Origin of the sequence: Sinorhizobium sp. 8-89 (assembly GCF_030124325.1) — a bacterium.
In the GTDB taxonomy this organism is placed as follows: Bacteria; Pseudomonadota; Alphaproteobacteria; order Rhizobiales; family Rhizobiaceae; genus Sinorhizobium.
Genome location: NZ_JASKLR010000001.1, coordinates 227,556 through 252,638 on the forward strand (window position 1 = coordinate 227,556; position 25,083 = coordinate 252,638).

Annotated in this window: 23 protein-coding genes; 12 read left to right on the forward strand and 11 right to left on the reverse strand. The window is 61.8% G+C overall.

What is annotated here, in order from left to right; translation table 11 throughout:
* Positions 1–360: 360 nt before the first annotated feature.
* The 6 genes from QN219_RS01125 to QN219_RS01150 form a co-directional block, all read right to left on the reverse strand.
* Positions 361–1,179: a DUF937 domain-containing protein gene (locus QN219_RS01125; RefSeq protein ID WP_283997320.1), complete on the reverse strand. Its 819-nt coding sequence runs from the start codon at positions 1,177–1,179 to the stop codon at positions 361–363.
* Positions 1,180–1,354: 175 nt separating this feature from the next.
* Positions 1,355–2,728, reverse strand: a complete 1,374-nt coding sequence (locus QN219_RS01130) for a glutamate--cysteine ligase (protein ID WP_283997322.1) — start codon at positions 2,726–2,728, stop codon at positions 1,355–1,357.
* Between the two features lie 242 nt (positions 2,729–2,970).
* The gene (locus tag QN219_RS01135) at positions 2,971–3,708 is read right to left on the reverse strand and encodes a 16S rRNA (uracil(1498)-N(3))-methyltransferase (RefSeq protein ID WP_283997324.1); all 738 of its coding nucleotides are present in this window, start codon (positions 3,706–3,708) and stop codon (positions 2,971–2,973) included.
* A gap of 11 nt (positions 3,709–3,719) precedes the next feature.
* Complete coding sequence (locus QN219_RS01140) at positions 3,720–5,222, reverse strand: inorganic phosphate transporter (RefSeq protein ID WP_283997325.1); 1,503 nt, start codon at positions 5,220–5,222, stop codon at positions 3,720–3,722.
* 136 nt (positions 5,223–5,358) lie between these two features.
* Positions 5,359–5,865 (reverse strand): NUDIX hydrolase, encoded by a 507-nt coding sequence (locus tag QN219_RS01145; RefSeq protein ID WP_283997327.1) that lies wholly within the window; start codon positions 5,863–5,865, stop codon positions 5,359–5,361.
* Between the two features lie 249 nt (positions 5,866–6,114).
* A complete protein-coding gene (locus tag QN219_RS01150) occupies positions 6,115–6,906 on the reverse strand; it encodes a FadR/GntR family transcriptional regulator (RefSeq protein WP_283997329.1) in 792 nt (263 codons plus the stop codon).
* Positions 6,907–7,084: 178 nt separating this feature from the next.
* Here QN219_RS01150 and QN219_RS01155 point away from each other — a divergent pair, with 178 nt between their 5' ends.
* Positions 7,085–8,359 carry a DUF3422 family protein gene (locus QN219_RS01155; RefSeq protein ID WP_283997331.1) on the forward strand — a complete coding sequence of 425 codons (1,275 nt, stop codon included), beginning with the start codon at positions 7,085–7,087 and terminating at the stop codon, positions 8,357–8,359.
* Positions 8,360–8,420: 61 nt separating this feature from the next.
* Here QN219_RS01155 and QN219_RS01160 read toward each other — a convergent pair whose 3' ends face one another.
* Complete coding sequence (locus QN219_RS01160; RefSeq protein WP_283997333.1) at positions 8,421–9,317, reverse strand: LysR family transcriptional regulator; 897 nt, start codon at positions 9,315–9,317, stop codon at positions 8,421–8,423.
* Between the two features lie 298 nt (positions 9,318–9,615).
* Here QN219_RS01160 and QN219_RS01165 point away from each other — a divergent pair, with 298 nt between their 5' ends.
* The 4 genes from QN219_RS01165 to glcF all read left to right on the forward strand — a co-directional run bounded on the left by QN219_RS01165 (position 9,616) and on the right by glcF (position 14,180).
* On the forward strand, positions 9,616–11,055 hold the full coding sequence (locus QN219_RS01165) for an FAD-linked oxidase C-terminal domain-containing protein (RefSeq protein ID WP_283997335.1): 1,440 nt from the start codon (positions 9,616–9,618) through the stop codon (positions 11,053–11,055).
* A complete protein-coding gene (glcE, locus tag QN219_RS01170; protein WP_283997337.1) occupies positions 11,052–12,263 on the forward strand; it encodes a glycolate oxidase subunit GlcE in 1,212 nt (403 codons plus the stop codon). Before QN219_RS01165 ends, glcE begins: the two co-directional genes overlap by 4 nt.
* An 89-nt stretch (positions 12,264–12,352) precedes the next feature.
* Positions 12,353–12,733 (forward strand): hypothetical protein, encoded by a 381-nt coding sequence (locus tag QN219_RS01175; RefSeq protein ID WP_283997339.1) that lies wholly within the window; start codon positions 12,353–12,355, stop codon positions 12,731–12,733.
* A 151-nt stretch (positions 12,734–12,884) separates the two neighbouring features.
* On the forward strand, positions 12,885–14,180 hold the full coding sequence (gene glcF / locus QN219_RS01180) for a glycolate oxidase subunit GlcF (protein WP_283997341.1): 1,296 nt from the start codon (positions 12,885–12,887) through the stop codon (positions 14,178–14,180).
* A gap of 62 nt (positions 14,181–14,242) precedes the next feature.
* Here glcF and QN219_RS01185 read toward each other — a convergent pair whose 3' ends face one another.
* Positions 14,243–14,938 carry a L,D-transpeptidase gene (locus QN219_RS01185; protein ID WP_283997342.1) on the reverse strand — a complete coding sequence of 232 codons (696 nt, stop codon included), beginning with the start codon at positions 14,936–14,938 and terminating at the stop codon, positions 14,243–14,245.
* Between the two features lie 188 nt (positions 14,939–15,126).
* Positions 15,127–15,876 carry a L,D-transpeptidase gene (locus tag QN219_RS01190; protein WP_283997343.1) on the reverse strand — a complete coding sequence of 250 codons (750 nt, stop codon included), beginning with the start codon at positions 15,874–15,876 and terminating at the stop codon, positions 15,127–15,129.
* A 250-nt stretch (positions 15,877–16,126) separates the two neighbouring features.
* On the opposite strand from QN219_RS01190, the gene QN219_RS01195 reads away from it, so the two are divergent.
* On the forward strand, positions 16,127–16,771 hold the full coding sequence (locus tag QN219_RS01195; RefSeq protein ID WP_283997344.1) for a DNA-3-methyladenine glycosylase I: 645 nt from the start codon (positions 16,127–16,129) through the stop codon (positions 16,769–16,771).
* A 90-nt stretch (positions 16,772–16,861) separates the two neighbouring features.
* On the opposite strand, the gene QN219_RS01200 is transcribed toward QN219_RS01195, so the two are convergent.
* Positions 16,862–17,245: a DUF305 domain-containing protein gene (locus QN219_RS01200; RefSeq protein WP_283997346.1), complete on the reverse strand. Its 384-nt coding sequence runs from the start codon at positions 17,243–17,245 to the stop codon at positions 16,862–16,864.
* A 586-nt stretch (positions 17,246–17,831) separates the two neighbouring features.
* On the reverse strand, positions 17,832–18,251 hold the full coding sequence (locus QN219_RS01205; RefSeq protein WP_283997348.1) for a hypothetical protein: 420 nt from the start codon (positions 18,249–18,251) through the stop codon (positions 17,832–17,834).
* A gap of 393 nt (positions 18,252–18,644) precedes the next feature.
* Here QN219_RS01205 and hisS point away from each other — a divergent pair, with 393 nt between their 5' ends.
* From hisS to QN219_RS01235, 6 genes are all read left to right on the forward strand, one after another.
* The gene (gene hisS / locus QN219_RS01210; RefSeq protein ID WP_283997349.1) at positions 18,645–20,159 is read left to right on the forward strand and encodes a histidine--tRNA ligase; all 1,515 of its coding nucleotides are present in this window, start codon (positions 18,645–18,647) and stop codon (positions 20,157–20,159) included.
* Between the two features lie 5 nt (positions 20,160–20,164).
* Positions 20,165–21,307: an ATP phosphoribosyltransferase regulatory subunit gene (locus QN219_RS01215; RefSeq protein WP_283997350.1), complete on the forward strand. Its 1,143-nt coding sequence runs from the start codon at positions 20,165–20,167 to the stop codon at positions 21,305–21,307.
* On the forward strand, positions 21,304–21,999 hold the full coding sequence (hisG, locus tag QN219_RS01220) for an ATP phosphoribosyltransferase (RefSeq protein ID WP_283997351.1): 696 nt from the start codon (positions 21,304–21,306) through the stop codon (positions 21,997–21,999). The genes QN219_RS01215 and hisG overlap by 4 nt, the downstream gene beginning before the upstream one ends.
* Positions 22,000–22,125: 126 nt before the next feature.
* Positions 22,126–22,833 (forward strand): glutathione binding-like protein, encoded by a 708-nt coding sequence (locus tag QN219_RS01225; protein WP_283997353.1) that lies wholly within the window; start codon positions 22,126–22,128, stop codon positions 22,831–22,833.
* 97 nt (positions 22,834–22,930) lie between these two features.
* Complete coding sequence (locus QN219_RS01230; RefSeq protein WP_283997354.1) at positions 22,931–24,148, forward strand: FAD-dependent oxidoreductase; 1,218 nt, start codon at positions 22,931–22,933, stop codon at positions 24,146–24,148.
* Positions 24,149–24,320: 172 nt separating this feature from the next.
* A partial coding sequence (locus QN219_RS01235) for an MHYT domain-containing protein (protein ID WP_309486520.1) occupies positions 24,321–25,083 on the forward strand: 763 nt, incomplete at its 3' end.

Consider the following 25,083-nt stretch of genomic DNA (forward strand, 5'->3'; position numbering starts at 1 on the left):
CAAGTCAAAGTATTGCAGCGGCCGTAATGCGTCTGAAGAGACGCCGGGCGCTGTAGGCGCATCCCGCCGCCTTGGATGCGCCAATACGGCATGGTCCGCCAGAGGTTGCCGCCTTCGCGGATCATGCCGTGAGATTCCGGTTTGCGGTGCGTCGACCGCACCGAACGTTCCCCGCAGGGTATGAGCCAATAGACCCTGCCGCTTGCCCGGTACATGACCAAGACATGTACCGGGCTTTTTTGCACGATTCTGCGAGGACTGCAGTCATCGGAGGAAGCAAAGCTTGGACCCTGCTTCTCGCCCGTGAACGATCTGGCGGTTTGAACTGCGCAATCCCCAGGGAAAACTATTTTTGCGGAATCAGGCCTTGTCGCCCGAACTTTTCTTATAGCTCTCGAACAGAGCGTCGATGTTCTTCTGGTATTCCTTCTGCATTTCGAGCCCGCTGTCGAACATCGTGTTCATCATTTCGGAGAATTGCGCGAAGGCCGGATTTTCCGCAGGAGCTTTTTCAGGCGCGCCCGCGCCGTTCTGCATCATGTCCTGAAATGCCTTGACGAAAGGGTTGCCGGCGAAGATATCGGGCGTTTTCTGTTTATCTTCCGTCTTTGCCGTGCCGAAGAAACCCTGCATCGCCTGAATGAAGGGATTGTCGAAGGCGGTTTGGGCAGGTTCTGGCTTCTTGGCCAGCCCCGTTGCCTCCATCCATTGCCGCATCATCACCATCATTGGATTGTTTGCAAAGGCATCTCCGGACGTGCCGGTCGTTTGTCTGAAGAGGCCGCCCATTAATGTGCTCGCCATTACCGGCAGCATCTGCTTGTAGATCTCCTGGCCGATGCCGGTCATCTGCGCCGCTTGCGCGGCGATCGCGCGTGACATCTCCTTGGAGCCGAAGAGCTGGCCGAGGATGCCGTTGCCATCCGCCATGCCCTGTGGCGTGAATGCCTGGCTCATGTCCTCGAAGTACTTTGCGTAATTGCCGGTCGAAAGCGCACCCAGCAACGCACCGAAATCATAGGGATTGGCCGTGTTGCGCTTGAAGGCCGTGGAGAAAGCGGGCAGAAGCGCCGCCGTCGCCTTCATCATTTGTTCCTGGGCGAGGCCGAACTGCTTCGCCATCATTTCGATGGCCTTGCCGTTCTGCGCCTGTGCGAACATGTCAAAAAGCGGTGCCATCCCATTTCCTTCCCGGCCGAACGACGCATGTCGCTGCACTATAACGGGAATTGGTGGACTTCAAACCGCTTTTTAAACGGCGTGGGCAGCACCGGGCCGGAGCGAAGGCAGCTTCTAGGCCTTTGAACCTGCGCGATTGCGGACGGAAACCGTTACATACTTTTCCAGGAATTGCTCAATACTGGTATTCGGCGAAGACCGGTTCGACAGAGCCGTTCCAACGGCCGTTGTAAAGGGCCAGCAGGTCCTCGGCGAGCGTCGCTTTTTTCGCCAGCACTTCGTCGAGCGGCGCCAGGAATTGGCTTTCGTCTATTCCGTCGCCGTTGAGCCGATTGCGCCGCTTCAGGCCGTCGCGCGAAATCGTCAAAACTTCACGCGCGATATCGAAGAGGGAGGTTGTGCCGAGCTTTGCCGAAAGCGCTTGGCCAGGTACGGCGTCCCGCAACGCCTGCACATCGTCGTAACTCCAGCCGCGCGTCAGCGTCTCGGCGTCCGCGAGCGCCTCGTCGTCATAGAGCAGGCCGACCCAGAAGGCCGGCAGCGCGCAGATCCGGCGCCAGGGGCCGCCGTCGGCGCCGCGCATCTCGAGGAAGCGCTTCAGCCGGACATCGGGGAAGAGCGTCGAAAGGTGATTGGCCCAGTCGCCCATATTGGGCTGCCACTCGGCAACCTCGCCCTTGAGCGCACCCGCCATGAACTGGCGGAACGTTACATCGGTACAGTCATGATAATGCCCGTCGCGAACGACGAAATACATCGGCACGTCGAGCGCCCATTCGACATAGTCGGCAAAGCCGAATTCCGGTTTGAAGGCAGCCGGCAACAGGCCGGCGCGCTGATTGTCCGTATCGCGCCAGATGTCGCCCCGCCAGGAAAGGAGGCCGTTCGGCTTGCCGTCGGTGAAAGGCGAGCTTGCGAAGAGAGCGGTTGCAAGAGGCTGCAGCTTCATCGAAACCTGCATCTTGCGCCGCATATCCTCCTCGGAGGAGAAGTCGAGGTTCACCTGGATCGTGCAGGTGCGATACATCATGTCGAGGCCCTTGGTGCCGACCTTCGGCATGTAGCGCGTCATGATATCGTATCGCGACTTCGGCATGCGCGGCGTTTCGGCAAATGTCCACTTCGGGCTGCCGCCAATGCCGAGGAAGCGTATCCCGAGCGGTTCGGCAATTTCCCGAAGAACTGCCAGGTGTTGGTTGGATTCCTTGCAGGTCTGATGCAGGTTTTCGAGCGGCGCGCCGGAGAGTTCGAACTGTCCGCCCGGCTCCAGCGAGATCGCGCCGTTGCCTGAATGCTCGGCAAGCCCGATGATGTTGCCCTCGTCGACGATCGGCTCCCAACCGCTCCTTTCGGCCATGCCGTTCAAAAGCGCCTGAATGCTGGCTTCGCCTAAATAGGGTACAGGGCTGTTGTCCGCCTTGAAGAAGGCGAATTTCTCGTGTTCCGTCCCGATCCGAAACTTCTCTTTCGGCTTGGATCCCGACGCCAGATAGGCGGTCAGTTCAGCGACAGAGGTAACCGGCGTCTGGTCGGTGGTGTCTCGGGCCATAAGCGTCTTCTTTGTTTGAGCGGCTCTGCCGGGCAGCAGGAGCGATGGTGGGTGCTTGAACCGTAATCAGGTGCGGTGCAAGTGAATTTCTTTCAAGATCTCCTCAAAAAAACTTCCCACCGCCGGATTTCTTAAACCAGAGCCGATTCAAGGGCAAATCATGCAGCAATTCAAAGCGCTACAGCAATCTTTGCGCGTCTGATGAGACATGCGGCCCTGTAGGGTGGCCAAGAGGGCGGCGATCATCGCCAGTCGCCGACCGCCGCCTGGATGACCGCCATCGCCGCAACCGCTGCCGTATCCGCGCGCAGGATTCGCGGCCCGAGCGGTATCGCCGTTACAAAGTCGAGGCTATACAGCAATGTCCGCTCGGCTTCGGAAAAGCCACCTTCAGGGCCGATCAGCAGGGCGAGTTGACGCTCGCCGATTGCCTGCAGGATCGGCAGCGGATTCTGGCTCTCTTTGCCCTCGTCGCAGAAGATGATGCGGCGATCTCGCGGCCAGGTCGCAAGGAGGTCTTCGAGTTTTCTCGGGTTGTCGACCTGGGGAATGCCGAGGACGCCGCATTGTTCGGCTGCTTCGATCACATTCGCGCGAACCCGGTCGAGGCTGCCGATTTTGCCTTGAACGTGCTGTGTCATCACCGGCTGCAGACGACCGGCACCCATCTCGACGGCCTTCTGGACGAGGTAGTCGAGCCGGCCGACCTTGAGCGGCGCAAACAGGTAGACGAGGTCGCAAGGTGCGGGCTGCGGACGCGTCTGTTCGACCGCGGTGAGAAGGAGGCGCTTCCTGGACGGCAGCGACAGTTCCGCCCGCCACTCGCCGTCGCGGCCGTTGAAGACCAGCACGGACGCGCCCTCGTCGAAGCGCAGCACGTTGATGAGATAGTTGTACTGTTCCTTGGTGGCCTCATGTGCCGAGCCGGCGTGAAGCGGGCTTTCGACGAACAGGCGCTGCATACGGAAATTGGCACGCAATTCGGTCACCTTCAGAGGAAAAGGCCGGACAGGATGAGGTAGACGACTGCGGAGAGCAGGGCGGACGCCGGCACGGTAATGACCCAGGCCGCAATGATCGTCAGGAAATGGGAGCGGCGCACCAGCCGACGGCGACGCACTTCGGCGAAATTGGTCTCCGCCGAGCCCATGAAATCCGCCTGTCCGGTCTTTTGGCGAACATATTCCAGCCGCCGTCTGGAGTGGCGCGTATACCATTCGCGGAAGAAGCCGACGCCGAAGACTGCGCCGACTGCCGTGTGGGTGGAACTGATCGGCAGCCCGAGAGCAGATGCGAGCAACACGGTAACGGCGGTGGCAAGCGCGACACAAAAGGCGCGCATGGGATTGAGGCGCGTGATCTCTTCGCCGACGACGCGGATCAGAAGCGGCCCGTAGAGCAAGAGGCCGAGCGAAATGCCGAGCGCACCGATGAGCAGCACCCAGAACGGCGCCCTCGCGCCTTCTGTCGATACGGCGCCACTGGCGGCAGAAACGATCGCCGACAGCGGCCCAATGGCGTTGGAGACGTCATTCGCGCCATGCGCAAAGGAAAGCAGTGCCGCGGAGAATATCAACGGCATGCGAAACAGCTTGCGTAGCGACTGGTTGCGGTTGTCGAGTCCTACCGACTGGCGGTGGATCCAGGGCTTGCTCGATACATAACAGAACATGCCTGTGAGCAGGCCGATCAGAAGACCGCTCGAGAGCGAAATGACGGCCACATGAACGAGTGCGAAAACGGCCACATAGGCGGTGAAGGCGCCCGCCGTCACACCCAGGACGACCGGCATCCAGCGCCGCGCGGCCCCGATCTTGTCCTCGCGATAGATGATGAATTCCTTGAGGAAGGCGAGGAAAATCGCCGCGATGACGCCGCCAAACAGTGGCGATATCGACCAGCTTGCCGTGATACCGGCGAGCGCCCACCAGTTGACGCTGGAAAGACCGGCGGCGGTCATGCCGGCGCCGACGATGCCGCCGATGATCGAGTGAGTGGTTGACACAGGCGCGCGCGAATAGGTGGCGATGTTAATCCAGGCTGCGGACGAGATAAGCGCGGCCATCATCACCCAGACGAGCGCCGAAGGATCGACGAGCCCGCCATCGACGATGCCGGCCTCGATCGTAAGCGTGACTTTCCGCCCCGCGATCAGGGCACCCGCGACTTCGAAGACGGCGGCGATGCCCAAGGCCGTTGCCATCGTTATCGCTTTCGCGCCGACGGCGGCGCCGACGTTGTTCGTCACGTCGTTGGCGCCGATGTTCATCGCCATGTAACCGGCAATCGCCGCCGCCGCGACGACGATGGCGGCACCGGACGAGCCGGTCACATAGGTTGCCGCGAATGCCATGCTGAGAAGAAGGAAGAGCAGCGCGAGGCCGGGGGCAGCCAACCTGCGCATCACGTGATGCGATGCTTCCTCGGCAAGGCTGAGCTTGTCGAGGTCCTTGTCGAGGGTCAGCTTTTCCAGGCGCGGACGCGGCTTGGCCACAGTCGATCTCCATTCACTTAATCGCCAGTAGCGCTACAGGTCAGCGTGTTCAAGCGGAATTGGCGGGAGAATGGCGGCTATGGCCAACGGGCGCTTTTTTCACACGGGCCGGGCACCGCCCACCCAAATCCGGCCGTCAGCCGTTGGCGCTCTTGGGCACGGGCGCGGGAAGCGCTGACATCCGTTCGCCGAAGTTCAGGATGAGGCTTTTCAGTGAGGGTTCGGCGACGCGGTTTGCCGCCTCCTGGTAAGTGACCCACTCAAGTCGCCGTGCACCCTTCTCAGGGAAATTCTTGCAGAAGTCATCGACTTCAAGCGCGTGCACCTGAACCTTGCAGGAGATCTTCAGGCCATGATTCATGCGCTTCTGGTAGACATAGGCGCCGATTGCGGTCTTGTGCACCTTGCCTTTCACGCCGGCCTCTTCATAGGCTTCGCGCTCCGCGACCTCGTGTGCCCGTTTGCCCTGCATTGGCCAGCCTTTTGGAATGACCCAGCGGCCGGTGTCGCGACTGGTGATGAGGAGGATTTCCAGCGCCCGCGTCTTCTTGCGGAGACGGTAGCAGAGCGCGGCATATTGCATGCGCGCCGGGCGGCGCAACATCAGATGCACATCAGCAGCTAGCCGGTTCAAGAAGTTCAAGGGCGCAATTACTCCTGCGAATCAATGGACATCAATTACTGGACAAGTATGACGCGCCTATCTTGCCTGTAAATGACGTCGGTCCAGCGGTTAACTGGCGAGACGGCGTCGCGGTTCCGACAGCCTCGCTACTCCAGCACTAAATATATGTACGCGCTTTCATTTCGCCAAAAAAACAGTCCCGCCAGGCCTTCGGGCTGCATTCCGCTGAATTTCATGGGGAACGCAAGGCGGATAAGCTTCAGGATACTAGGATCCCGCACGATCCCGCTGCTGAAGCCGCAGCCGCGCGATACGTGCCCACTCGCCGGTGCGCTCGGCTTCGTATGCCGCTGCGGCGACAAAGTCGATGTGGCTTTGCGCCGCCGTCTTGGCGGCCTGCGGGTCACGGGCCATGATAGCGGCGTAGATCGCTTCATGCTGGGCGAGAAGCCGATCGCGTGCGCCCGGAGCGCCGAACACCGATGTTCGGTGAAAGAATATTCCCTGGGTCAAAAGCCTGTAGCAGGCGCGCAGCGTATGCAGCAGAATGATGTTGTGGGCGCTCTCGCCGATCGCGTTGTGCAACTCGACGTCAGCCTCCAGTTCCTCGTCGAAGTCGCCGTTGCGATGGGCCGCCCGCATCCGCTCGATGATGCGGGTGAGAATGTCGCGATCGAAATCCGTTGCGCGGCTCGCCGCCAGCTCCGCCGTCAGCCCCTCGAGCTCCCGCCGGTACTCCAGGTAGTCCTGCGTCGCCTTGTGGTGGCGCCCGATGAGCTCGATCAACGGTTTCGAGAAGATCTGGCCGACAACGTCGGCGACGAACGTGCCGCCGCCATGCCGGCTTTCCACAAGTCCGCGCGCCTCCAACTCCTTGAGGGCTTCGCGCAGGATCGGTCTCGACACGTCGAAACGCTTCGACAGTTCCCGCTCACCCGGCAAGCGGTCGCCGTCGCGCAACACGCCTTCGAGGATCAGAAGCTCGATCTGCTGCACGACCTCGTGCGCGGTCCGGCTGTGGCTGATGCGGGAGTAGAGGTCGATTTGCTCTTCGGTCACAGCGAAACTCTCCTTGGCGAGGCAATCTAGGCAGGCGCGCCCAACTGGTCAAATTGATTGTCCACTTCTCGGCGACGCGGACTGATAAAAGTCAAACTGCGTCAATGCGTCCTGTTCATTTTGCGCACTTGGTTGATAAGAGAGTGAAGATGAACGCGTGAGGGGGATGAAGCGCTTCATGGCAAAGGGCAGTTTCGCATTTCCGTCCGCGCCGCTGCGTGCGCAGGTTCTTGGCGAAGTTCACTCGCGGCCCTACGCCCTGGTGACGACGCCCCGCGTCATTTTTCAGCTTGCCTTCATGACCGAAGGCGGCTCGGTCGTTGACCACGCCGCATTGTCCGAGCTGTCGCGTTCGCGCGGTATCGCGCCGCCCGGCCGCGACGCCAACCACCACGCCATGCCTTGGGGGCAGGGCACGTTGCGCTGGGAACGGCACACAGAATTCTCGACCTATTTCTGGGACGCACCGGCACCGGAACGGTTCGGCGGCGAGGTGCCCATCCATCCGTTCGGCGACGGGTTTTCGCCGCCGGGAACGCTGATTTCCGGCATACGTCTCGAAATCCGCCCGGACACGCCCGAGGCACGCGAGGCGATCAAGGCCTTCGATCCGACCAGTCTCTGTTACAGTGAAACCAAGAACGGCCAGGCCGTGCTCGTGACGGATTTTCGCCAGAACGGCGATGGGCTCACCCAGATTCTCGTCATTGATTGCGGCCTGACCGAAGCGGGCACGGGCGCGCTGGTGCAGCGCCTGCTCGATATCGAGACCTATCGCACGCTCGCCATGCTCGGCCTGCCGCTGGCGCAGTCGTTGTCGCCGGAAATCCGCCGGACGGAGGACGGCCTGACCGCAATTACGCAGCGAATGAAGGAGAACGTCCGCGAAGAGGCCGACGAGATGCTCGCCGAAATCACACGGCTTGCCGCCGACGTCGAGGCCGGTGCCGCCCTCAGCCTCTATCGCTTCGGCGCCAGCCGCGCCTACTACGGCATCGTACAGGAGCGCATCCGCACGCTGTCCGAGACGGCCGTGCCCGGTTACGAGACGATCGGCACCTTTCTCGAACGCAGATTGGCACCGGCTATGCGTACCTGTCAGTCGGTCGAGGAACGCCAGGCGAACCTGTCGCGCAAGCTCTCGCGCGCCACGGCGCTGCTTCGCAGTTGGGTGGACGTGGAGCTCGAAAGGCAGAACAGTGCCCTGCTAAACTCGATGGACCGTCGGGCCAAGCTGCAGTTGCGCTTGCAGCAGACCGTCGAAGGCCTGTCGGTCGCCGCCATTTCCTACTACGTCGTTGGCCTCTTCGGCTATCTTGCCAAGGCGGTAAGCTACGAGCTGCCGGTCGATCCAAACCTGCTGACCGGTTTAGCGGTTCCCTGTGCCGTCATCGGCGTCTGGCTCGTGGTTCGGCGTATTCGCCGCCACCACGAGGAAAGCGCGCAGAAATAGAGCAATTCCAGGAAAGTGTGACGGTTTGGCGCCCGGAATGCGCTCGATCCGCCACGCGCCCCTATTGCTCCCAGTAGGGCACCGGTCCGTAGAGGGCCGCCAGGTAGTCGATAAATAGACGGACCTTGGCGGGCAGGAATTGCCGGCTTGGGTAGACGGCAGAGAGCGTCAGGTTATGGGATCCTTCCCATTGCGGCAGCACCTGGACCAGCTGTCCCGCGCGCAGTTCCTTGCCGATGTCCCAGGTGGAGCGCAGCGCGATGCCGGCGCCGGCGATCACCGCCTCGCGGATGATCTCCGACGAATTGGTGACGAGCGGCCCCTCCGGGCGATAGCTCAGGCTGCCGGCGGGGCCTTCGAGCTTCCAGTTGTCGTTGTTGTGCGCCGGCAGGCAGACATGGTTTGCGAGATCGCCGATTTCATGCGGAAGACCGTGGCGGGCGACATAGCTCGGTGCCGCACAGAGGAGACGACGGACTGGCGCGAGCTTGCGCGCGACGAGGCTTGAATCGGTGAGTTCGCCGATCCGCACGGCGAGATCGAAGCCTTCCGCGACGATGTCCGCAAAATCGTCGCTGAGAACGATGTGGAGTTTGAGGTCCGGATGATCCTTCATGAAGCCGGTCAGATGCGGCGCGATGTGCATGCGGCCAAAGGATGTTGGGGCAGTGATTCTGAGCGTACCCTGCGCCTGCGACGAGCGGCCGGAAGCGTAGGCTTCCGCATCCTCGATGCCGGCGAGGATGCCGAGGACGCGGTCATAAAAACCCTGTCCCGCCTCCGTCAGCGAAATTTGCCGTGTCGTGCGCTGCAGGAGCCGCGTGCCGAGCCTGTCCTCCAGGCGTTTGACGCGCTTGGAGATCACCGCGGGAGAAAGGCTGAGCGCGCGCCCCGCAGCGGACATGCTGCCGGTGGAGACGACCCGCGTGAAGATCTCGAGATCGCCGAGATTTGTCATCAATCTTGACCATTATTGCCGAAAACGAAAAGCTCATTAGCATTTGCCGGCTGTCGATCCTACTGCATGTTTTCTCAAATCGGAGCCCACGTGAGGAAACAGCGGTTCAAAGTGCTGCCGAGAGCTTTGCGCGTCTGATGCGACGCGTGGCGATCTCGTACATCCCGCTTTCACAAAACGGATAAGATGCTCTAGATTCAAATTGCCAACGCGCCCTTTGCGCGTTCATTTGAATGCGTGGCGATCTAGTGGTAAACAAAAAATACCACTCTGTGGCAGTTTTGTTTGGGAGTATCTCATGCCGGAGACGATCGGGTTTCTGAAACCGAAACAAGCCGTCCTGGATCGCCGGCAGGAAATCGTCGCCGACCTCAAGGATCTTTTGCCCAAAGGCTGTCTGATCAGCGAGGAGCGCGAGCTGAAGCCCTTCGAGACTGATGCTTTCCTCGCCTATCGGCGCTTGCCGCTTGCCGTCGCTCTGCCGGAAACGACGGAACAGGTGGCCGCCGTACTCAAATATTGCAGCCGTTACGGCATTCCCGTCGTGCCGCGCGGCGCCGGTACATCGCTCTCGGGCGGCGCCATCCCGCAGGAGGATGCCGTCGTTATCGGTCTTTCGAAGATGTCGCGCATTCTCGATATCGATCTCTTCAACAGAACGGCAACGGTTCAGGCGGGCGTCACCAACCTCAATATATCCGAGGCGGTCTCCGGCGATGGCTTCTTCTATGCGCCCGATCCGAGTTCACAGCTCGCGTGCACCATCGGCGGCAATATCGGCATGAATTCCGGCGGCGCCCATTGCTTGAAATATGGCGTCACCACCAACAATCTGTTGGGCGTGAAGATGGTGCTTTTCGACGGCACCGTCATCGAAGTCGGCGGCAAGGCGCTGGACGCGGCCGGATATGACCTGCTTGGCCTCGTCTGCGGTTCGGAAGGCCAGCTCGGCATCGTCACGGAAGCAACGGTGCGTTTGATCGCCAAGCCGGAAGGCGCGCGGCCGGTGCTCTTCGGTTTTGCTTCGTCCGAGGCGGCCGGTGCCTGCGTTGCCGATGTCATCGGAGCGGGCATCATTCCTGTCGCGATCGAATTCATGGACAAGCCGGCGATCGAGATCTGCGAAGCCTTCGCGCATGCCGGCTATCCGCTCGATGTCGAGGCTCTGCTGATCGTGGAAGTCGAGGGATCCGAGGCGGAGATGGACACGATGCTTCAAAGCATCATCGAGGTCGCTCGCCATCATGGCGTCACCACGATCCGGGAGTGCCAATCGGCGCTCGAGGCGGCGCTGATCTGGAAAGGCCGGAAATCGGCTTTCGGCGCAACCGGCCGCATCGCTGATTATATCTGCATGGATGGTACGGTGCCGCTCAGCCAGCTCTCGCATGTGTTGCGCAAGACCGGCGAGATCGTCGCCGGCTATGGCCTGCGTGTCGCGAACGTCTTCCACGCCGGGGACGGCAACATGCATCCGCTGATCCTCTACAACATCAACGATCCGGAGGATGCCGCCAGCGCCGAGGCGGCAGGCAACGACATCCTTAAGCTCTGTGTTGATGCCGGCGGCTGCCTGACGGGCGAGCACGGGGTCGGCATCGAGAAGCGTGAGCTGATGCTGCATCAATACAGTCGGGCCGATCTCGACCAGCAGATGGCGGCACGCGCGGCCTTTGATCCCGAATGGCTCCTCAACCCGTCGAAAGTCTTTCCGCTCGAAGGACGGCCTGCAGCATGATCGTCCACTTCGAACCGGCCAGCGAGGAGGGGATCGCCTCGATTGTGCGCTCCGCAGCGGCAGAGCGCGTCACTCTGGCGATCGTCGGCGGTGGCACGCGCTCGGGGCTTGGCAATCCGGTGCGGACGGACCGAACACTCTCGACCCGCCGCCTCTCCGGCATCGTCAGCTACAATCCGGCGGAAATGACGATGAGCGCGCTCTCCGGAACGCCGCTTGCCGAGGTCGAAGCCGCGCTTCGCGCCAACGGCCAGATGCTTTCCTTCGAACCGGTGGATCATCGGCCGATCTTCGCCACGTCGGGCGAGCCGACAATCGGTGGCGTGTTCGCGGCGAATGTTTCCGGTCCACGGCGCTATGTCTCCGGTGCCGCCCGCGACAGCCTGCTCGGCGTGCGATTCGTCAATGGAGCCGGCGACGTGATCAAGGCTGGCGGCCGGGTCATGAAGAACGTTACCGGGCTCGACCTCGTCAAGCTCATGGCAGGTTCCTACGGCACGCTCGGAATCTTGACGGAAGTCACTTTCAAGGTGCTGCCGCTGCCGCCAACGGCCGCGACGGTGGTCGTCTCGGGTCTCAATGATGCCGAAGCTGCGGCGGCCATGGCCGAGACGATGGCGCTGCCGGTGGAGGCCTCCGGCGCGGCACATCTGCCGGAGAGCGTGCGCGGACGCTTCCTGGACGGCACGCTTCCCGAAGGCGCGGCCACTGTTCTGAGGCTGGAGGGCTTGGCCGAATCTGTGGACATACGTGCTGAGAAACTCACTGCGGCTCTTTCCCGGTTCGGACCGGTCGCTCGACTCGATGCGGCGGCAACCGGTGCATTGTGGGCGGAAATCCGCGACGTGAAGCCCTATGCCGATGGCACCAGGCGACCCTTGTGGCGGGTCTCGGTCGCGCCGTCCGCCGGCCATCAGCTGGTTGCCGCGCTGCGCCTGCAAACCGGTGTCGATGCGTTTTATGACTGGCAGGGCGGGCTCGTCTGGCTGCGGATGGAAGCGGACGCTGAGGCGGCGCTCGTGCGCCGCTATGTCGGCGCGCTCGGCGGCGGCCATGCGAGCCTGGTGAGGGCCGGCGACGATGTGCGCGCCAGCGTTCCGGCCTTCGAACCGCAGGCGCCCGCCGTCGCTCAATTGACGGAGCGCATCCGTGTCAGGTTCGATCCGTCGCGGATTTTCAACCCGGGGCGGATGGCAATAGGCGCCTAGGCAGGAGTAGGAGTGAGTGAAAGAGCTTCTTCTGCCGCCGATCTCGCCGACAGGCGCGATCCGTTCGAAACGTGCCATGGGAGAACTCGATGAGCGATACCGGTCCCCGGACCCCGCTTTCCCGCCAGACGGATCGCTGGTTGGAACCGGGCAAGGTCAACATTCAGATCATCTATGTGCTTTATCTCGTCAGCTTTGCCATCGGTATAACCGCGCTCGTCGGGATCGTGCTGGCTTATCTCAACCGCGAAAAGGCGGAGCCATGGGCAAGGACCCACTATACCTGGGCGATCCGCACCTTCTGGATCGCCTTGCTTTTCTGCATAATTTCGGCGCTGCTTACCGTTATGGTCGTTGGCGTTCTAGGCTTTGTGGCCACAGCGGTGTGGATCGTCGTCAGATGCGTTGTCGGCTTGCAGAAAGCGGCACGGGAGGAACCGATCACCAATCCCGAGAGCTGGCTGGTCTAGACTCGGGACTGCAGGGTGGAATGCGGCGGGGCGCAAGTCTTCGCCCGGATTCCGCCCCAACTTGATAAGAATGGTCCGACGATCCCGGATCGCCTTAATCCGGGACCGTCGCGGTCCGGAGGCCGCAAGGCCCGCTAATTGGAGTATTCGGTTGCAGACCAATTTCTCACCCGCGCAACTCGCAGATCCCCGTGTCGCCGAATCCGAAAAGATCCTGCGCAAGTGTGTCCACTGCGGTTTCTGCACGGCAACCTGTCCGACCTATGTCGTCCTCGGCGACGAACTCGACAGTCCCCGCGGGCGGATCTACCTGATCAAGGAAATGCTCGAAAACGGCCGGGCGGCCGACCGCGAGACCGTTACGCATATCGACCGCTGCCTTTCCTGTCTCTCGTGTCTTACCACCTGTCCGTCGGGCGTCGACTACATGCACCTGGTTGACCATGCCCGCATCCACATCGAAAGGACCTACAAACGGCCGTTCAAGGATCGCTTCGCGCGCGCAGTTCTCGCCGCGGTGCTGCCCTATCCACGGCGGTTTAGGTTCGCGCTACGGGCGGCTGGTGTTACCCGCCCATTGGCGGGGCTGGTGAAGCGAATTCCCTGGATGAAAACCTTTGGCGTCATGCTCGACCTTGCTCCGAAAACAGTGCCGCCGGCGTCTGCAGGGACCAGGCCCGCTACTTATGCGGCGAAGGGCGAGCGCCGTGGCCGGGTCGCGATCCTGACCGGCTGTGCGCAGCCAGTCTTGAAGCCTGAGATCAACGAAGCGGCGATCCGGCTGCTCACGGGACAGGGCATCGAGGTTGTCGTCTCCGCCGGCGAGGGCTGCTGCGGAGCGCTGGTGCACCACATGGGGCGGGAGGAGCAGGCGCTCGAGGCCGCTCGCCGCAACGTCGATATCTGGTTGAAGGCGGCGGACGACGACGGTCTCGATGCCGTCATCATTACCGCCTCGGGCTGCGGCACCACGATCAAGGATTATGGTCACATGCTCCGGCTGGATCCGGGATATGCGGAAAAGGCCGCGAAAGTGTCCGCATTGGCAAAGGACATCACCGAATACCTGGCCGGTCTCGAATTGCCGCAGCGGGAGAAGCGGGGGATGACAGTTGCCTATCATTCTGCCTGCTCGATGCAGCATGGCCAGAAGATCACGACGGCGCCCAAGGAGCTGTTGAAGCGGGCCGGCTTCACCGTTCGCGAGCCGGCCGAGGGCCACCTCTGTTGCGGGTCCGCGGGTACCTACAACATCCTGCAATCCGAGATATCGGAGAAGCTCAAGGAGCGCAAAGTGCGCAACATCGAAGCGACGAAACCGGATGTGATTGCGACCGGCAATATCGGTTGCATCACGCAGATCGCGACCGGAACGGCGCTTCCGATCTTGCACACGGTCGAACTCCTGGACTGGGCTTATGGCGGGCCAAGACCCGCAGGTCTCTGACGTCAAAAAATACGAATGCCGGCATCGGTGCCGGCATTCGTCACGTTGCTGCGTTGATAAACTCAGCCGCCGAAGATCTGGCGGAAAATGTCCACGCCGCGATCGTCGTAATTGACATCGCCGTGCTTGCTGCCCGGGCCGATGACGATCACTTTCGTACCGATGCCGGCGCGCTCGTAAAGGTGCTCGACGTCCTCGTTCATCATCCGGATGCATCCCGACGACATGTTCTGGCCAATGGTCCAGGGCTGGTTCGTGCCGTGAATGCGGAAGATCGTGTCGCGGCCGCCCTTGTAGAGATAAAGCGCGCGGGCGCCGAGGGGATTGTCGATGCCGCCTTGCTGGGTGATCGGCAGGATGCGGCCCTTCGCGGCTTCTCGCACGCGCATTTCCGCCGGAGGCGTCCAGCTTGGCCACTCGGCTTTGCGGCCGACCTTGACGACACCGGACCAGCCGAAGCCTTCGCGACCGACGCCGATGCCGTAACGCGTCGCGCGGTTCGGGCCGTCGATGTAGTAGAGATACTTGTTGTTCGTATCGACGATAATGGTGCCGGGAGCTTCATTCGTCCGGAAACGGACCTTGGTGCGCCAGTATCTTTGCGGCGGCCGCTTCTGATACGCGGCCAACAGAATGTCGGAATGCTTGGCGGTGGCCTCCGGTGCATTCGCCGGAGTGAACGCCGATGCATTCGTCGCACCAAACAGCGCCGTGGCCGCGACAGCGAGCGCAACCACCTTCTTGGCATGAAATTTCATTAACGATTCCCTCTCAACCCTAATCGCGTGCAGGTTCGGCAAATTACCTGCAAGCTCAAGCCTGCGCCATATCCGATAGAGCATGGGCACTGGCGTAACTAGTATCTCTGGGAACAGCTGTTGCGTTTGGAGCACTGTTGTCACGGTGAACGCAATCTTTACGCGGGTTATTCAGGTGAAGAGCAGTTTTATATCACGATAACCTTGGTGCCTACGTTTACGCGTTCATAGAGATCAACGACATCTTCGTTGCGCATGCGGATGCAGCCGGACGAGACGCCATAGCCGATCGTCCAGGGCGCGTTGGTGCCGTGAATGCGGTAGAGCGTGGAGCCGAGATACATAGCCCGGGCGCCAAGCGGGTTTCCGGGGCCGCCTTCCATGCGGGCCGGCAGATAATGCCCCTTCGCGGCTTCCCGCGCGATCATTTCCTGTGGTGGCGTCCAGGTCGGCCACTCCGCTTTCCGTGTAATCTTATGCGCGCCGGCCCATTCGAAGCCCGGTTTGCCAACACCGACGCCATAGCGGCGGGCTTCGCCTTTGCCTGTGACGAGATAGAGGAAGCGGTTGTTGGTGTCGATCACGATCGTGCCCGGTTTCTCCGGACCATCATAGGCTACGGTTTGCGGCAGGAACTGCGGATCGAACTTCGTCTTCGCCGGCTTTTGGGCGCGCACGGCCGCAACCGGCTGGACCAAGGCCGGCGCGGCCCGGCGCTTTGCCTGACGTCGGTCGAACTGCTTTCGGGTGGCCGTCGGCATCTGCGGACGGTAGGCGACCGGACGCGCCTGCTGCCCGCCAAGCTGCATCAACCAGGGGGCGGTGAGATCCGGGCTGACAATAACAGGCGGGCGATTGTGATACCGGTCGCGCGCGCCGGCCTCGCCGGCAACGACACAGAGGAGGGACATGGCAAGAAAAAGGGATTTTTTCATCATGGGCGTACTCGCTACATTGCGCCGAAAATCTTCAAAGGAAGGCTCCGTGGCTGGGAAAGCGACGCTTTCGCCGGCCAGGCGCGCTTGGCAATGGCCAGATCGTGGCACTGCGTTGCCACCGAAAGGTAAACGGCCGTTCATTAAAAGGCCGGCGCGCGAATAAAGCTCCGGGTAGGGTTATCGGCCACTTTATGAAAGTGGTTTGCGAGTGGTAAACAGAACAAAAGAGCAACCGAGAGAGAATGAAACAATGGCCGCGAAAGGCTTGATGACCGGAGATGATGGACTTGATCGCTGCGCCTGGCACGGCAATCTCGAGGACTACCGGCGCTACCATGACGAGGAATGGGGCAGGCCTGTTACAGACGATCACCGACTGTTCGAGAAGATCTGCCTGGAAGGCTTTCAGTCGGGCCTGTCGTGGCTGACGATCTTGCGGAAGCGCGAAGCGTTTCGCGCCGCGTTCGCCGGATTCGATTTCGACCGCGTCGCCGAATTCGGCGAGGCCGACATCGAGCGTTGCCTCGCGGACACCGGAATCGTCCGCCATCGCGGCAAGATTGTCTCGACCATCAACAATGCGCGGCGGGCCAAGGAACTGCGCGCGGAGTTCGGCTCGCTCGCCTCCTATTTCTGGTCCTACGAGCCGGATCAGAGCGAGCGTCCAAAGATGGTGAACTATGAAACCCTGATCGCCAATCCGACGACATCGACGTCGACGCGGATTTCGAAGGATCTGAAGAAACGCGGCTGGACCTTTGTCGGACCGACGACGATCTACGCCTTCATGCAGGCCATGGGCCTCGTCAACGATCATCTCGAAGGCTGTTTTTGCCGCGGAGGCATCGAGGATATGCGGCAGCAATTCAAAAGGCCGGCGCGCCGGTCCGCGTGAACCGACGGCGCCAGCCGGAAAACCTCTCCCGTCGGGCCTCGTGCTTTGTTCAAGAGCAGAATGCCTCGACGGGAGAGAAGGTCTTGTTCATTAGCCACCGTTCTTGGCGAGCCATTCCTTCATCATCTTGATCTCGCCTTCCTGGGCCTTGATGATGTCCTCCGCCAGCTTGCGGATCTCGTCATCCTTGCCGTGTTCCAGCTCGACCTTCGCCATATCGATCGCCCCCTGGTGGTGGGCGATCATGCCGCGCACGAAGTCGACGTCGGCCTTGCCGGTAAAGACGATGTCCATGTCTTTGTGCATCTTGGCGTTTGCTGCGGCAAAGGCCTTGCTGGACGGCGAAACATCGCCGGCCGGATTTGCCGCCTCCGTCGAGCCGTGCATGGTTCCGTGGCCGCTTTCCTGCGCAAGGGAAGGGGCGGTGGCAAGTACAGCCAGCATGAGGGCGGCGGCGATCGTTTTCAGGGACATGATATTTTCCTTTCGAGATCCTATCCGACATTCGCGGGCGCTTGTCCGCGATATGCGGGATCGTTCCGCTTCCGGGCGGTTCGCCGAAAAACAGAGAGATGCTTCATTTTCAAACTTTCGGAACATTCCTCGCGGAGCGACCGTGTGGTTCCCTAGATCGAAAGGAAGGGCTTGGGCGGCGGAACCTGCGGCCTCACACTCTCGCCGAGAGGTTTCGCGTAATGCCGCGAGGAAAGGCGGGTGGACGGGGTTTCGGGCAGCGTCAATTTGGACTGAGCGGGGCTGATTGCCAGGCACGCCGCGCAGAGCGCGGGATGCAGAGGCTTCGTGGGAAGATCGCAGCGCTCTGTCGCCTCGCAGCGCGCATCATGATTTGCTGAAGCGTGATGATCGGCATCAACGGCTGCCAAGTGATAATGGCCCATGCCCGTGGCGGCAACATCCCGCGCCTGTGTCGCGGCCGACAGGGCGCCGACGAGGGGCGCGGACAGAAACAGCAGAACGAGGGCGAGGCGACGCAGCATGCATGTAAGATAAGATAAATTTCCGCCGGTGAAAGAGGGGACAGGTCGCCGCAATCACCTGCTCAACAGTTCCCGGTGTCGGGGAAAGCAAATATGCCTTCCAGCATGCCGTCTCCGACTTCACCGGCAAGCGTCGAGTTTCCGACGCAACAAAGCGGCGAGGCTTGTCCGAATCGACTGCGCACGCGCGTGGAAAAACAGAAGGAAGACGGTGTCCCGGTCGCCTGCTCCAGAATGTTCAGAATTATTGACCTGTCGTCTCCGTCGTGGACGCGCAGCAGGTCGATGATACCGCACGGGTTCTGTCGTGCGCCGAGAAGCGCAAGCGTCCGAGGCCCCAGAAGAAAGGTACCGTTGGCAAGATTGCACTGCCACGCCTCGACGAGATAATCCCCTTGCGCCAGATCGCGCGGCCAGCCCTCATGGGCTTCCAGATGGGCGGGCTTGATTGCGCCGCGACCGGCTTTCACAAATTTCAGCATGCCGCCAAAATCTCCGCTGAAGCCCTTGCGTCGTTCGCGCGCTCTTCGCATCGCGCCGACCTTTGTTCCGGCTTTAAGCAGAATATCGCCCGACTGCCAGCGGCAAAGCCTTGTGTGACTTCTGCCGCCGGATCGCATCGGGCTGCCGGACAACCCAATCGACCAGCACTTAACCTATAGGAGAATATCGCCATAAGTACAATCACGGCTTTGTTACATCCGATTGGCGCCTGTTGTGGAAGCGACGGAGCTCTCGAAAGAAAGCTGAAGCGTGCGTCGAGGAGTTTTCTCGCGTCCGGCACGGGCGCCCTTTATTCCGGCTGCCCTTGCCGCCCTTGACGTGATCCGGTAGGGAAGGCACCGATCAAATTTGACAGTCCGGAAATACTTTCAATGAACGAGAAACCGAAGAAACCGCAGAAGCTCAAGGCTCGGCTGCCGCGCGGCTTTGTCGATCGTTCGGCCGCGGATATCCGCGCCGTCAGCGAGATGATCGCCAAGATCCAGGAAGTCTACGAGCGCTATGGTTTCGATCCGGTGGAAACGCCGCTGTTCGAATATACCGACGCTCTAGGAAAGTTCCTTCCCGACAGCGACCGGCCGAACGAAGGCGTATTCTCGCTGACCGATGACGATGATCAATGGATGAGCCTGCGCTACGATCTGACGGCGCCGCTTGCGCGGCACGTGGCGGAGAATTTCAACGAGATCCAGCTTCCCTACCGGACCTATCGGGCCGGCTACGTCTTCCGCAACGAGAAGCCCGGCCCGGGACGCTTCCGCCAATTCATGCAGTTCGATGCCGACACCGTCGGCGCGGCGGGTGTCCAGGCCGATGCCGAGATGTGCATGATGATGGCCGACACCATGGAAGCGCTCGGCATTGCACGCGGCGACTACGTCATCCGCGTCAACAATCGCAAGGTCCTCGACGGCGTGCTCGAGGCGATCGGTCTCGGCGGCAATGACCAGGCGACTGCGCGGCTGACGGTCTTGCGTGCCATCGACAAGCTCGACAAGTTCGGTCCGGAGGGCGTGCGACTGCTGCTTGGCGAGGGTCGTAAGGATGAAAGCGGCGACTTCACCAAGGGCGCTGGCCTCAACGAGGAGCAGATCCGCAAGATCCTGTTCTTCATCGGCATCAGCGACTATGCGAAGAGCGCCGATGAACTCGCCGATCTCGTGGCCGGAACCGCCAGGGGCGGGGAGGGCGCCGAGGAACTCAATACGATCCGCAGCCTCGTACTCAGCGCGGGCTATGAAGCGGACCGCATCAAGATCGACCCCTCGGTTGTGCGCGGCCTTGAATATTACACCGGCCCCGTCTTCGAGGCCGAGTTGCAGTTTGCGGTCACGAACGAGAAGGGCGAGAAGGTCGTTTTCGGCTCGGTCGGCGGCGGCGGCCGCTATGATGGCCTCGTCTCGCGCTTCATGGGGCAGCCTGTGCCGGCAACGGGCTTCTCGATCGGCGTGTCGCGGCTGATGACGGCGCTGAAGAATCTCGGCAAGCTTGGGATCGACGACCTCATCGCGCCGGTGGTCGTCTGCGTCATGGACCGTGACATCGAAAGCATGGGCCGCTACCAGCGCTTCGTCCAAGAGCTGCGCCATTCCGGCATCCGTGCTGAGATGTACCAGGGCAACAAGAAGAATTTCGGCGACCAGCTCAAATACGCCGATCGCCGCGGTTCGCCGCTGGCCATCATCCAGGGCGGCGATGAGCGCGCCTCGGGCGTCGTGCAGCTCAAGGACCTGATCGAGGGCAAGCGGCTCTCGGGCGAAATCCAGGACAATGTCGCCTGGCGCGAGGCGCGCGTGGCGCAGATCTCCGTGCCAGAAACTGATCTGGTCGAGAAGGTGCGCGAGATGCTGGCGGCACAGGCCGAGGACCGAACAAGGGCGAACTGACCGCGATGCCTCTGATCAATCTCCCCGCCTTTGCTGGCGACCTGCTTGCCGATTTTGAGCGGATGGAGACGGTGCGTGTCGACACACCGGTGATCCAGCCGGCCGAGCCCTTTCTCGACATGGCCGGGGAAGACCTGCGGCGGCGTATTTTCATGACGCAGAGCGAGACGGGCGAGAGCCTTTGTCTTCGTCCGGAATTCACGATCCCGGTCTGCATTCGCCATATCGAGACGGCGACCGGCACGCCGCAGCGCTATGCCTACCTCGGCGAAGTGTTCCGCCAACGGCGTGAGGGATCGGGCGAGTTCTATCAGGCCGGCATCGAGGATTTAGGTGAACCGGACACAGCGCGGGCGGACGCGAGAGCCGTCGGCGACGCGATGCAGGTTCTTGCCAACAGATTGCCGGGACGGCGGCTGAAGGTGACGCTGGGCGACCAATCCGTCTTCGAAGCAGTGATTGCCGCCTGCGGTCTCCCGGCCGGTTGGCAGAAGCGGCTGATCCATGCCTTTGGCGATCCGAAGCAGCTGCAGAAACTTCTGGCAGAGCTCGCCGATCCGAAATCCGCGGGCGTCTTCGGCCATGAGGTCGAGCGGCTCGCGATCATGGGCATGCTCGAGGACGAGGAGCGGCTGGTCGCCTATATAGCTCAGACCATGGAAGCCACCGGCTACTCGACCAATACCAGCCGGTCGCCCCGCGACATCGCTCGCCGCCTCAAGGAGAAATTGGAGCTGGCGAACACGCGGCTGGACAAGACCACGCTCGCGGTCATGCGCGAATTCCTGACGCTGGACTTACCGCTCGCCGACGCCCCGGCTGCGCTTTTCGGCTTCGCCGCGAAGTCTGGGTTGAAAATCGAAGCCGCGCTGTCGCTCTTCGACGCGCGTGTTGCGGCCCTTTCGCGTGCGGGCGCCGACATCGATCTCATCCGCTATCGGGCCGCCTTCGGCCGTCCGCTCGACTACTATACCGGCCTCGTCTTCGAGATCGAGATCGAAGGAACGGCGGCTGTTCTCGCCGGTGGCGGACGCTTCGATCGCCTGCTGACGCTTCTCGGGGCCCGCGAACATATTCCGGCGGTCGGCTTCTCCCTCTGGCTTGACCGGATCGAGCATGCGGTTGCTACCGCGGGGGGCGCGAAATGACGATCACGATTGCACTGCCTTCGAAGGGCCGGATGAAGGACGAGGCTTCGGCGATCTTCGAGCGCGCCGGAATGAAGATCGTCGCCGTCGGCAACGACCGCTCCTATCGCGGCCGCGTCGAGGGCTGGGACGACGTCGAGATCGCATTCCTCTCGGCCTCGGAAATTTCCCGCGAAATCGGCAGCGGCGCGGTCGATTTCGGCGTCACCGGCGAGGATCTCGTTCGCGAGGGCCTGGCCGATGCCGATGCACGCGTGGAGTTCTGCGCCCGGCTCGGCTTCGGCCATGCCGACGTCGTCGTGGCCGTGCCGGAAATCTGGTATGACGTCGATACCATGGCGGATCTCGGCGATGTTGCTGCCGACTTTCGGGCGCGTCACGGGCGCAGGCTTGCGATCGCCACCAAATACTGGCGACTGACTCAGCAATTTTTCTCCGGAAGCCATGGCATCCAGCTCTATCGCATCGTCGAGAGCCTGGGTGCCACGGAAGGCGCGCCGGCTTCCGGCTCGGCCGACATCATCGTAGACATCACCTCGACCGGCTCGACGCTTAAGGCAAACCACCTCAAAATCCTTTCGGATGGCGTAATTCTACGGTCGGAAGCCTGCTTCGTCAGGGCTCGGAAGGCTGTCCATGCGGAAGACCCTCTTGTCGACCGGATCATCGCATCCATCCGCGCTGCGCTCTAACACCGTTCTTCGAAAGAAATGATGGAGCGATGCAATCGCTCGCGGAATTTTGCCTAACAAATGGAATTATGACGACCTATGTAGGGGCGGCACGTCCACCTCAGCATCCCACCTCGAGGCATCCTTATGGCTGATCTTTCCTCTTTCCCGATCACGACCCGCTGGCCGGCGACCAACCCGGACATTATCCAGCTCTATTCGCTGCCGACCCCGAACGGCGTGAAAATCTCTATTGCCCTGGAAGAACTGGGCCTGCCCTACGAGCCGCATCGAATTGCGTTCGACGCCAACGAACAGAAATCGCCCGAATTCCTGTCGCTCAACCCGAACGGCCGCATCCCGGCGATCATCGACCCGAACGGACCCGGCGGAAAGCCGATCGGTCTTTTCGAATCCGGTGCGATCCTGGTTTATCTGGCAGAAAAGACGGGAAAACTCATCCCCGCGGATGCCGCCGGCCGTTACGAGACCCTTTGTTGGGTGATGTTCCAGAAGGGCGGCGTTGGCCCGATGCTCGGTCAGTTCGGGCATTTCTTCAAGTTCGCGGCCGAGAAGGTCGCCAACAACTCCTATCCCGTGGAGCGCTACCGCGATGAATCGAAGCGCCTCCTCGGCGTTCTCGAAGCGCGGCTGAAAGGCCGGCAATGGCTGATGGGCGACGAATACACCATCGCCGATATCGCCACCTATCCGTGGGTAGAGGGAGCTCGCAGGTTCTATGGCGGTGCGGAAGTGCTCGACTATGAGAGCTTCCCGAATGTCATGGCCTGGGTCGATCGCGGTCTCGCCCGACCGGCTGCGCAAAAGGGAATGGAAATCCCGCGGAAGCCCTGATCCTGCAGGCGGTCTTGCCGTTCCGCCCGAGTTGACGAAGCTCGGGCGGAGAGGGTACGGCTGGCGGAACGCGAGCATCAAGAGACGGGTGGAACAGGTGTCGGGAAGACTTGTTGTTGTCGGCGGCGGCCAAGCCGCCTTTGCCTTGGTTGCCAAACTTCGCGCTTTGAAGGACGAGCGGCCGGTGACGATCGTCGCCTCGGAGGCAAGCCTTCCTTACCAGCGGCCGCCGCTTTCCAAGAAATATCTGCTCCGCGAAATGACTCTCGATCGGCTGCTCTATCGGCCGGAGACCTGGTATTCGGAGCACGACATCGATATTCGCCTGTCGACGACGGTCACACGCATCGACCGCGGGCAAAAACACGTAACGTTGAGCGACGGATCGGTGCTCGGCTATGAGACGCTCGCCTTCGCAACGGGGGCGACGCCGCGCCGGTTGCCCGCCTCGATCGGTGGCGATCTTGCCGGCGTCTACGTCGTGCGCGATTTCAAGGATGCCGACCTGCTGGCCGAGGAGATGCAGCCCGGGCGCCGCGCGCTGGTGGTCGGCGGAGGCTATATTGGTCTCGAGGCTGCGGCGATCGCCCGGACCTGCGGCATGGACGTGACCGTCATCGAAATGGCGGACCGCATCCTCCAGCGCGTCGCCTCCGCTGCCACCTCCGCGATCGTTCGCGGGGTTCACCGCTCCCGCGGCGTCGATATCCGTGAAGGCATGGGGCTCCACCGCCTGATCGGCGACAACGGGCGCGTCACCGCCGCCGAGCTTGCTGACGGCTCGACGATTGCAGTCGACGTCGTGATCGTCGGCATCGGCATTATCGCGAACGACGCGCTGGCGCATGAGGCGGGCCTGGAGACCGCCAATGGTATCATCGTCGACAGCTACGGGCGAACCTCCGATCCGGCGATCTTTGCCATGGGCGACTGCGCTGTCCTGCCGTGGCAGGGCATGCGGATCCGCCTGGAATCGGTTCAGAACGCCGTTGACCAGGCGGAGGCCATTGCTGCCGTCCTCGCCGGCAGCTCCGAGCCCTACGATCCGAAGCCCTGGTTCTGGTCGGACCAGTACGACGTGAAGCTCCAGATCGCCGGCTTCGGGCTCGGTCACGATGAAACGCTTGTTCGACCGGGCCAGCGTGAAGGCAGCGTATCGGTCTGGTACTTCCGACAAGGCAAATTCATCGCCGTCGATGCCATCAACGATGCCAAGGCCTACGTGACGGGAAAGAAGCTGCTCGAAGCGGGAATAACGCCGGATCGAGCGAAACTTGCCGACCCTGACACCGACCTCAAGTCGCTGCTCGCATAGGCGGCGACATCGCTCGGATTTCGGGATCCGTTAACGAAGAAAGCACTGTTCCGTTTCAGAGCGGTGGCCTACGACGGATCTTCACGCTTCCTTAAACGGCCAAACGCCAACAGATACGACGAGCGGCGCGGGCGATCTGCGTCCGCGTACTGCTTTGTTTAGGCGATCCGTGATGTTCAAGATCCTGACATGCCTCGCGGTGGAACACGATCCGCGACTGGTTGTGCTGGCGGCGTTGATTTGCTTCCTGTCGAGTTTCGGCGCGGTCACTTTGCTTCAGCATGCGCGCGCTGCGACCGGCAGACCACGCGCGGTCTGGGTCGCCGCCGCCGGTATCGCCAGCGGCTTCGGGATATGGGCGACCCATTTCATCGCCATGCTTGCCTACGATCCGGGTCTCGTGGTCGGCTATCAGGTCGACCTCACGACGCTGTCGCTGGCGGTGGCGATTGTCCTGACCACATCGGCGCTGGGCATCGCGACCTATGTGGCGGGGCGCGGCGGCTGGCTGTTCGGCGGTCTGGTGCTTGGCGCCGGCGTCGCCTCGATGCACTTTCTCGGCATGACGGCGCTTGAAGTGAACGGCTCCATCCGCTGGGACGCGACGCTCGTCATCGTTTCGATCCTTGCCGGATCGCTGTTCGACGCGGCAGCGCTCTTCGCGGTCGCCCACGCTAATCAACGGCTGAGGGCCAAGCTGCTTGCCACGGCGGCAATGACGCTTGGCATTGTGGCACTGCATTTCACGGCGATGGGCGCGGTGACGATCGAGGCTGGTCCGGCGGCCGAGGCGAGCCGAGGCATGATACAGCCGCATCTCCTGGCCTTCGTCATTGCCGGAACGGTTTTCTTCCTGCTGTCGATCGTTCTGATTGCCGCCGGTTTTGCCCGTCAGGCGGAGATCCTGGCGGCGATCTCGGAGAAGGAGTTTTCCC